8 protein-coding genes are annotated in these 8,012 nt (G+C 53.5%); 4 read left to right on the top strand and 4 right to left on the bottom strand.

Translation table 11 applies throughout. From position 1 onward, the window contains the following. Positions 1 to 189 precede the first annotated feature (189 nt). Positions 190 to 1,446, top strand: coding sequence for an outer membrane protein assembly factor BamB family protein (locus RMSM_RS11770; RefSeq protein ID WP_008695877.1), 1,257 nt, complete (start codon positions 190 to 192; stop codon positions 1,444 to 1,446). A gap of 123 nt (positions 1,447 to 1,569) precedes the next feature. On the opposite strand, the gene RMSM_RS11775 is transcribed toward RMSM_RS11770, so the two are convergent. Together RMSM_RS11775 and RMSM_RS11780 are read right to left on the bottom strand one after the other, a co-directional pair. After that, the gene (locus tag RMSM_RS11775) at positions 1,570 to 2,286 is read right to left on the bottom strand and encodes a thioredoxin family protein (protein ID WP_008695879.1); all 717 of its coding nucleotides are present in this window, start codon (positions 2,284 to 2,286) and stop codon (positions 1,570 to 1,572) included. A gap of 6 nt (positions 2,287 to 2,292) precedes the next feature. Next, a complete protein-coding gene (locus RMSM_RS11780; RefSeq protein ID WP_008695881.1) occupies positions 2,293 to 2,598 on the bottom strand; it encodes a hypothetical protein in 306 nt (101 codons plus the stop codon). A gap of 241 nt (positions 2,599 to 2,839) precedes the next feature. Here RMSM_RS11780 and RMSM_RS11785 point away from each other — a divergent pair, with 241 nt between their 5' ends. Next, positions 2,840 to 5,242, top strand: a complete 2,403-nt coding sequence (locus tag RMSM_RS11785) for a transglutaminase family protein (protein ID WP_040765892.1) — start codon at positions 2,840 to 2,842, stop codon at positions 5,240 to 5,242. A 229-nt stretch (positions 5,243 to 5,471) separates the two neighbouring features. Beyond that, on the top strand, positions 5,472 to 5,858 hold the full coding sequence (locus RMSM_RS11790; RefSeq protein WP_008695883.1) for a hypothetical protein: 387 nt from the start codon (positions 5,472 to 5,474) through the stop codon (positions 5,856 to 5,858). A gap of 38 nt (positions 5,859 to 5,896) precedes the next feature. Here RMSM_RS11790 and RMSM_RS11795 read toward each other — a convergent pair whose 3' ends face one another. Continuing rightward, positions 5,897 to 6,292, bottom strand: a complete 396-nt coding sequence (locus RMSM_RS11795) for a hypothetical protein (RefSeq protein WP_008695884.1) — start codon at positions 6,290 to 6,292, stop codon at positions 5,897 to 5,899. Positions 6,293 to 6,764: 472 nt separating this feature from the next. On the opposite strand from RMSM_RS11795, the gene RMSM_RS11800 reads away from it, so the two are divergent. Further along, positions 6,765 to 7,337 carry a D-sedoheptulose-7-phosphate isomerase gene (locus RMSM_RS11800; protein ID WP_008695885.1) on the top strand — a complete coding sequence of 191 codons (573 nt, stop codon included), beginning with the start codon at positions 6,765 to 6,767 and terminating at the stop codon, positions 7,335 to 7,337. Between the two features lie 81 nt (positions 7,338 to 7,418). On the opposite strand, the gene RMSM_RS40895 is transcribed toward RMSM_RS11800, so the two are convergent. After that, a partial coding sequence (locus RMSM_RS40895; RefSeq protein ID WP_040765893.1) for a hypothetical protein occupies positions 7,419 to 8,012 on the bottom strand: 594 nt, incomplete at its 5' end.

Here is an 8,012-nt window from a genome sequence, read left to right on the forward strand (position 1 = left end):
GGAACCAGCGGGCGTTCATCAAGAAGTCATTTTTTTGCCGACGATTGCGGTCAGCGGACAATTCGGTGTGGTTCGGCTAAACTATGCCTTCGTCCATTCGTTGGTTTCGCGTAGTCTGGTTGACATTCGTCTTTTCACGGGGTGTCGCAGGCGAGCAGGCTGGACTTTCACCTTGAGGCAAATTTATCCATGTTTCTACGCTTTTTCCGATGTGCCGCCGTTGTCGTTGTGCTGTTCACCTCGTTCGTTTGTTTGCGAACCTCGGTCGCCGAAGTCCCAACATGGCCCGAGTTTCGGGGGGGACATGGTGACGGTCACGCGGACGCTGCGGATTTGCCTGTTGCAATCGATGCGTCGGTGGTCCAGTGGGAGACACCGATTCAAGGCAAAGCTTGGTCGTCGCCCGTGGTGTGGGGGGACCAGATATGGTTGACCACCGCATCCGAAGATGGGAAACAAATGTCGGTCGTGTGCGTCGACCGGGCGACCGGAAGCGTGAAGCACAATGTGGTTGTGATCGAAAACAAAACGCCCGAGTTTTGTCATCCGATGAACAGTTACGCGTCGCCAACGCCTGCGATCGAATCAGGGCGTCTGTACGCTCATTTTGGCAGCTATGGCACCGTTTGTGTTGATACTTCCGATGCCTCGGTGTTATGGCAGCGCCACGATTTAAAGTGTGACCATTTTCGTGGCCCTGCTTCGTCACCTATTTTGCATGATGGAAAATTGTTTGTGGCGTATGACGGCGTGGACGTCCAGTTCGTAGTCGCTTTTGACAAAAACACAGGTGAGACGGTTTGGCAATCGAAACGCGAAATCGATTACGGCACCGATGTGGGCGATCGGATGAAGGCGTACGGGACGGCCGAAGTCATCCAGGTTGGCGGTCAAGAGCAATTGGTCTATCCCAGTGCTGTAGCAACGATTGCCTATGACCCGCAAACTGGCGACCCGTTGTGGACGGTTTACCACGATGGCATGAATGCGTCAGCACGGCCGATCTATGTCGATGGCTTGGTATTGATCACCAACGGCATGGGAGGCGTCGTGGCCGTTCGTCCTGATGGCAAGGGCAACGTCACCAAGAGTCACGTTGTGTGGACGTCGAGCAAAAGTGTGGCGAAGAAATCGTCACCGATCGTTGTCGATGGTCTGATCTATATGATCACTGACGACGGGATTGCGACTTGTCGTGAACTCGAAGACGGAAAGATGGTGTGGCAGAAACGCGTCGGTGGTTCCTACGCGGCATCACCGATTTACGCCAGCGGCCGCATCTATTTGTTCAGCATCGAAGGGGCGATCACGACGCTACAGGCAGGACGCGAGTATGAAATACTGGCCGAGACAGAACTCGGTGACGGATTCATGGCATCGCCAGCAGTGGTAGGGGACCAGTTGATCCTGCGTAGCAAGTCGGCGCTCTACAGCATCGCCAATTAAAAGCACTCGAAGACGTGCCAATGTCGTTGATCGCTCCGCGATCATTACGAAAATCCACGGATTGTCTCTGTAGTGGATTTCGCTAAAAATCCGTTACCTGTTCCTCGTGCTGACAACGCTCGGCTAGCGTGACCGATTGCGAAGGTTCCGTTCGAAACGGATCCGGCAACCGATTGGAACGGTTTCGCGGACCGCGGGTTGTTCGCCGGCGAGCGTTGCTTGGATCGCGCGGATTACATGCGGCTCAGTCACGTTCTTGCCATCGGGGCTGTCGTCCATCGATCCCATGTAGACAATCTTGCGGTTCTGATCGAGTACAAAAACCTCAGGCGTGTATTTGGCTCCGTATTCCTTGGCAATTTGCTGGGACGCGTCGAAAAGATAGGGGAAGTTAAATTTCTTTTCGGCGACGCGTTGCTTCATCGCGGGCATCAGATCCTCGTCGACTTTGTTGACGTTAATTGCGACCACCGCCACATCCTTATCTGCGAATTTCTGCTGTAACGCAATCAAGCGGTCTTCTGCGTCGACGGCGTAAGGGCAGCTGTTGCAAGTGAAGGCGACCACGACAATCTTTTGGTCTTTCAAATCGGCAAGCGAATGCAATTTGTCATCGGTCCCCGGCAACTCCTTCCACGGCACCGCAGTGTCACCAATGTCGAGCATGGGGTTGAATTCGCCTGCATGGATGACTGTGAACGAGCAGATGAATGCCAATAGGACTAGCGCAAAGGAATTCGCTATCAGGTTCAATCGTTTGTGTGGCATCGGCGAATGAGTCTCGAGGAAATGAGTGGTGTCAAATGCGGTTACTGCGAGTTGTGTTGTTGGGTCTCGCAAGTTCGTTCAGAGATGAACGGGTAGAAATCGTTTTTGCTCTTGGGGATCGATTTCAAGGATGGGATCGATCCAAGGAACGGAGTCGCCGGCGGCAAGGCATTCGCTGACCCGTTTCTTGAAAACGGGTACGATCCGCTGCAGCACCTCACGTTCGGTCCCTGCGGTGTGTTCGATGCCGTCGAGGTTGGCGACTCGGCCCTTTTTGCGGCCATCGGGAAGCGTCGAGATGTAGACGACACAGCCAAATGTGGGAACATCCGCCGCAGCGGCGGTTGGCAAAGTGCGGGGCGTGGGGGGATGATTCGAGTTCATGTGGTTATGAGTGTGAGAACGTGGCGTTTCGTGGCGATTTTCTTCATCATGCGGCTATCAAGCGGCCAATGAGCAAGCAACCTGTGTCGGAGATTCTAGCATGTAGCAGGGGCGTGACGAGCCAAAAATTGATTCGCCGATTCATCACGGTGCCTTGGGGGACTTGCGTCTACAATAGATCTCTCGTTGTTAGAGTGCGAGAGCTTCAGACGTCCCCGAGAACGAATAGCAAAGGATATCAATGACATTTTGGCATCACCGTTCCCGTAATTTGGATCCGATTTGCTGTGCGGTGCTGGCGTGGTACCTGATGGGGGTTGCCGGAGCGATGGTTTCGGCGGACGAACCTCGCGTCGCGGTCGATCAGGCAGCAGCTGAAGAGGCTTCGGATGTTCAGGCTTCGGATGTTCAGGTTGCCGTTGCGACGACCGAGCAATTGATCGCCGAGGTTCGTCCGTCGCTGGTGACCATTCGGGTGCAAGGACGTGATGGAGATCCGCTTGGGATCGGCACAGGGTTTGTGATTGACGGCAGCGGTTTGATTGCCACCAACATGCACGTCATTGGCGAAGGTCGTCCGTTTACGGTCGAGACATCGGGTGGCCGCAATTTGCCGGTAATTTCAATCGAGGCGTCGGACTCGGCCAACGATTTGGCAATCATTCGCGTTGATGTAGGCGATGACCGATTGTCGGCGCTGACGCTTTCACAGGGAGAACCGCCGCCGCAAGGCAAGCGAGTCTTAGCGTTTGGCAATCCGCTCGGTTTGCAAGACAGTGTAGTCGAAGGGATGGTGTCCGCGGTACGCGAAATCAGTGGTCGCGAAATGATCCAGCTTGCGATGCCCGTTCAACCGGGAAACAGCGGCGGGCCGGTGGTTGATTCGCAAGGCAGCGTGCTGGGGATTGTGAATATGAAGTCGGCGGTTGACGACAATCTCGGCTTTGCCATTCCTATTGATAACTTAACCCCGCTACGACAGAAAACAAATCCGATCACGATGGATCGCTGGGTGCGACTGAGTGGGCTGGATGAGAGCGACTGGGAAATTGTGTTAGGGGGATCGTGGCAACAACGTGGTGGTGTGATTTCGGCAAGTGCCCCCGGCAATGGATTTGGCGGTCGGTCGTTGTGTTTGTCCACTGCCGCAGTTAACGATCCGCCGTATGACATTTCCGTTTGGGTGCGATTGGATGATGAATCGGGTGCAGCGGGAATTGCATTTCATAGTGATGGCGGAGACCGACACTATGGCTTTTATCCGAGCAATGGCAAAATGAGGTTGACCTGTTTCTTGGGACCCTCGGTCTATTCGTGGCAAGTGCTTAGCGATGTGCAGAGCAAGCACTACTTGGCGGAGCAATGGAATCACTTGCGAGTCCGAGTCGAAGAGGGGCGGATGAAGTGTTATGTCAATGAACACTTGGTGGTGGAATCGACCGATATGCAATTGACAAAGGGGCGTATCGGGATCGTGAAATTTCGCGATACCAAGCCTCAGTTTCGCCGTTTTAGCGTCGGTCCCGATCTGGCTTCACCACCACTCAGCACGGCGATTGCCGATTGGATCGCCGGCCTGGGCAAAGGAGACGTCCATGCGAGCGAAATCGATCAATCTCGCGTGGACATGTTAGCTGCTCGTGGTGATGTCGTCTCGAGAGAATTGCGACGTCGAGCCGTTGAACTGGAGGAAGAAGCTCAGCAGATGAAGAATTTGGCAGGCGACGTACTGCGTGCCCCGTTGCTTGCGGAGCTTGGTGAGTTGTTCGCTGAGCAGCCGGAATCTGAAATCGATTCAAGCAGTCGACTCGTCAAAGGCGCCTTGTTGATCTCGGCGATCGAAAATCCGCAAGTGGATCTGGCGGCCTACGAAGCCAAGCTCGAAAGAATGGCGCGAGAGATTGCCGAAGATTTCGGAGCCACGATTGACGAGGCCACGGATGACGAGGCCACAGATGACGAGGCCACAGATGACGAGGCCACAGATGACGAGGCCACAGATGACGAGCGAGCGAAACGCCGAATCCTTGACAAGTATCTGTTTCAAGAGAATGGCTTTCATGGCGGCCGCGCCGAGTATTATCACCCGGCCAACAGTTTCTTGGATCGCGTGATTGATGATCGCGAGGGATTACCGATCACACTGGCGATCTTGTATATCGATCTTGGTCGTCGACTTGGTTTGCAGATCGAAGGGATTGGATTGCCGGGTCACTTTGTGGTGAAACAGGTCATGGAATCGGGTGAAGAACAATTGATTGATGTGTTTGATGGTGGGACGGAGTTGAGCGACGAAGCTGCCGACGCGTTGGTTCAGCAGTTCGCCGGCCGAGCGATCACCCCGTCCGATCTTCAACCGCAGAGCGACCTCGATATATTGACTCGTGTGCTGAACAATTTGATTGGAATCGCGACTCGCGAACAGGACATTGATGCAATGCTGCGACGGACGGACATGTTTGTGACGCTGCACCCCGACGAGAATCGATATCGTTTCATGCGAGCTCAGTTACGGGCCATCTCAGGTCGAACGACAAGAGCACGGGAGGACCTTGACGAACTGCTTCGCCGTGAGCCTAATGGAATCAATGGACTTCCGATTCGCGAATTGAAAGCGTCTCTGCAGCCTGATCTCGAAAGATGAAGGAGGGGCTTGCTCTGAATGTCGAAACAGAGGCGATGTCTAGCATACGGGATGAATAAGGCCGTAATTGGCTGTGTTGTTGCAGTGATTGGGGAGTAGATCGCTGCAGTGTCAGGTAATCTCTGTTCTATGCATGTACATTGAGGTTACAATGTGACGAAAGAGGGGTGCTGGTATCCCTATCAATCGCTTCGAATTCGTGCTGACTCTCCATACCCCGTTGCATGACATGAAGTCCACCAAGCGAAAACCGAATATCGCGTCATTCGCTAGCGAAGCGGAGTCGCGTTTGGCGACAACCCATCAATTGGTAGAGGATATGGCGAAGGGTAACACCCGTTCAGAGAAGCCAAGTGAAGACGATAGCTCGACGAATGTTCGTAGTGGAAAGCCTGCGAACAGCCGCAGCGTCGTCGTTCGAGCAACCGAAGGACTCGTTCGTTTAGAACAGCAGCGCCGTCGCCGAGCCCTGCTGCGCTCCTTTATCTTGCTCGGTATTGTGCTCGCGATCGGATACGCGATCCACTTGGCACTGAGCACATGGTTAGGAATGGAACCGCTCACTCATGTCTGGGAACTGATCCGAGTGCGATTGCCCCTCGAGAACGAAGTCTGAAGCCAGATTCATCGCAGTGATCGCCTGCGTGATTCCGCTTAGCGTCGGCGAACAGGAGTTCTTGGGTAATAGTGCGAGGTGTTTTGGAAGCTAGCCGCCTGCGACGCCATGCCTACACCAGTGGTCAATCGTTCACGGATTTGGTTGTCCACGATCTCGGAGACTTGGTCTTGGCTAATCACACGTTGTCGTTGTGATTCGGCGTAGTAGGATGGCCGACTGCGGGTGATGTAGTCGCGATAGATTTCACGCGGTCGCACGAACGTGTAATAGTTCGGAAGTCCAGTCCCATTGAATTGGCGGTAAAACATATAGGGGCTGAAGGTTGGCCGCGCCGGGTAGTAATGAGCTGGTTGCTGAGCGCTCGCACTGGACGCATTTCCACCAAGCAGGAATCCTGCGGCGACGCAAACGGCAAGATAGAATTTTTTCATTGCTATCAAAGCTACGTAATAAGGAAGTCGGAATGACGACAGTGCATCTGCCGACGAGTCAGCGTGATCTTTTCGGGATTGTTAGTGTTATCGACTGTGAAGCCTGGTGTGCATCGACATTTCCCGCCTGCCCACCGCGAGATCCACAAGACGCGATCGTTTCCTATTACGATTGTAATGACTGGGGGCAGTTTTCGTGTTCTGAATTCCTTTCGCGTCACGCGATCTCAATTGCAGCATCAGGGTGAACGTTTACGGGCATCGGGATTCCGAAAGGCAAACTTCGGATCCTAAGTGCTCTTCTTTGGACCATCAATTGCGTTTGGCATCGCGCGACCATTCCGTGAGATCTGCATAAATTCTTGGTTCTAATTCGTGCCTCACTATCGCGGATGGATTAAGCTAGAAGACCCCAACAGAGCGGGGTCAGGATCAAATTAAATTCTTCTCCCAATGTTTCGAGTGATCTGAGATGGCGAATGCAAGTGCGACTGGCTTGAGTCAAGTGACTGAGTATTTTTCTGCTTTGAAAGACACGATCGATCGTTGTGATCTTGACGAGTGGCAAGCGGCAATCGATTTGATTGACCAGACATGGAAGGCCGATGCGCAAACGATTGTTTTTGGCAACGGCGGCAGTGCGTTGGCAGCACAGCATGCGGTAACGGATTGGAACAAGAGTTTGTATCTTGCCTCGGGCCGTCGTTTCCGCGGGATCTGTTTAGCGGAGAACATGGGAATCTTCTCGGCGTATGCCAATGACGTCAGTTACGAAGACGTCTTTCTAGAGCAGCTGCGTCCGATCGTTTGCGAAGGCGACTTGGTGGTCGCGATTTCGGGCAGCGGGAATTCTGAAAACATCGTCCGTGCGGTGAAGTTCGCCAAGGATCAAGGTGCCAAGGTGATCTGCTTGACCGGTTTCGATGGTGGCAAGATCCACCAATTAGCCGACATCAACGTGCACGTCCCCATCCACGACATGCAAATCGCCGAGGACATGCACGTCGTCTTCATTCACAACGTGATCAAGAACTTGATGCGTTAGAAACACATCAAGTTCTTGTAACCCATAAACAAAAAAATACGCACGGCGATATGCCGTGCGACATGAATTTGCCAGTCAGATTTACTGAAGCAAATCAGAGAATGCTTCGATCGTCGACGACTCGCCATCAGGATTCGAAAGCGTTGTCAACAACGCATCCACCGACTCGGGATCGAGAGCGGATTGATGCGATGAACCGGCGTCTTGACGGCTGTTCGAACCTGTTTGCGTTGATGCCAGCTTGGTCGTGCCGAATTCGTCGCGATGGATTGCCTCGTCTTGCTTGCCTGCTTCGGTCCCCTGGGTGTCGCGCCCTTGGGTGTCGGGCATCGATAGATTCGATTGAACTGTCGTTCCCACTGATTGGGAGCCAAGATCAAGTACGGTGCTTGATGCAAGTGACTCTGCGGAAACGGTTGAGGGAATAGCAGTTCGGTTGGCTGCTGCCACTTGAACTGGCTTTTGCGCCGGATCGATGACATTGATCGCGTCCAATGAACGACTGATGCCGTGGGGAGCACCCGCGTACAGAATACTCATCGTATTGCTTGGATCGCTCGCCGCGTAGGCAATGACATCGTTGCCGGTGGCATCAAAGTCTGTGGTTGACAGATTCCCAAGAGTTGTGAAATAGACTTGGTTCGTCGTCGGATTTACCGAAACGCCAACGATATT

Origin of the sequence: Rhodopirellula maiorica SM1 (assembly GCF_000346295.1) — a bacterium.
Classification (GTDB): Bacteria; Planctomycetota; Planctomycetia; order Pirellulales; family Pirellulaceae; genus Novipirellula; species Novipirellula maiorica.